Origin of the sequence: Lachnoclostridium sp. An14, from assembly GCF_002160755.1 — a bacterium.
In the GTDB taxonomy this organism is placed as follows: Bacteria; Bacillota; Clostridia; order Lachnospirales; family Lachnospiraceae; genus Lachnoclostridium_A.
Genome location: NZ_NFLE01000089.1, coordinates 1 through 772 on the forward strand (window position 1 = coordinate 1; position 772 = coordinate 772).

At 45.3% G+C, this 772-nt stretch carries 1 protein-coding gene; it reads left to right on the forward strand.

The genetic code is table 11. The annotated features are described in order from the left end of the window. Positions 1-705: transposase (locus B5E84_RS20225; RefSeq protein WP_442911406.1), on the forward strand; the 705-nt coding region annotated here is incomplete at its 5' end. Positions 706-772 lie beyond the last annotated feature (67 nt).

Below are 772 nucleotides of genomic sequence, written 5' to 3' on the forward strand. Positions count from 1 at the left end.
AATCTCCTGCTGACCAGAAATGTGGATTTGAAACGGAAAGTCAAGTTCAAAAAAAGGGCTACCCATAACAAACAGATCCTGGACAAGGAGATTTTTATCGGGCGTACTTATAAGGACTTCAAAGACAGCCATGCGGATGAACTGGATTTTTGGGAAATGGATACGGTTCTTTCTGCGAATGGTTCTTCAAAATGTATCCTTACCTTTTATTTCCCAGCGATTGAACTGTTCTGGGCCCATCTGATGGACCGATGTTCCCCAGGCTCTGTAAAAGCAGTCTTTGAACATTTACAGTCTGTATTAGGTGATGCTTATGAATTTTCTTTCCTTATGCCGGTCATCCTTACGGACCGCGGTCAGGAATTCGGAAAGCCGGATGACCTGGAACATGGCCCTGACGGAACTCCTCGCACTAGTATCTTTTACTGTGATCCCATGCGCAGCAACCAAAAGGCTGGAATTGAGAACGTGCACACGATGCTCCGAATGATCCTACCCAAAGGAACCGTTTTTACAAACCTTACCCAATGGGATGTCCGAAAATGTGTAGACCACATCAACAATGCCCCAAGAAAACGGCTTAATGGGAGAACCCCTTACGAACTGGCAATGAAAACCATTGGGCCGGAAATACTGAAAAAAATGCAGCTCCAGTATATCGCCCCTGACCAAGTGACGCTATCACCGAAGCTGCTCATCCACTAATCAATCTATAAGAAACGCCATCGGGCAGAAACCGGATAATTATTCTCCAAGCCTGTGGAAGTTACTT